This window comes from Flavobacterium cupreum, from assembly GCF_003996965.1.
GTDB lineage: Bacteria > Bacteroidota > Bacteroidia > Flavobacteriales > Flavobacteriaceae > Flavobacterium > Flavobacterium cupreum.
In genome coordinates this window covers 1-285 of the sequence record NZ_QWDM01000245.1, presented here as the reverse complement: position 1 = coordinate 285, position 285 = coordinate 1, and the positions used below count along the sequence as shown (strand labels likewise).

Sequence of the window (285 nt, the reverse complement as noted above, 5' to 3'; positions counted from 1 at the left end):
CTGATAGCGCCAGATTTACGCGGTTTTCCACAGCCGTTCACACGTGCCGCCTAACCAACTTGCATCCGTTATTGAAAAGCTCCGAAAAGGAGTAAATGGTCCTATCAACGCGGCGGACGAAACATCTGAATCGACCGCCGCAAGGAATTTTCTTTTCGAAGCTACAGTGGCGGCAAAAGCACACCGACCTGACCGGGGTGTTGAAGCCATTCTTGATGCAGAGTCAGATACAGGCATTCTGATCAATGGAAAGAGAATATGGGTCGAATGCAAGCGCGTAACAAC

The 285-nt window shown here is 49.8% G+C and carries 1 protein-coding gene; it reads left to right on the top strand.

The annotated features are described in order from the left end of the window. Positions 1-43 precede the first annotated feature (43 nt). A partial coding sequence (locus tag D0817_RS26375; protein ID WP_238160969.1) for a hypothetical protein occupies positions 44-285 on the top strand: 242 nt, incomplete at its 3' end.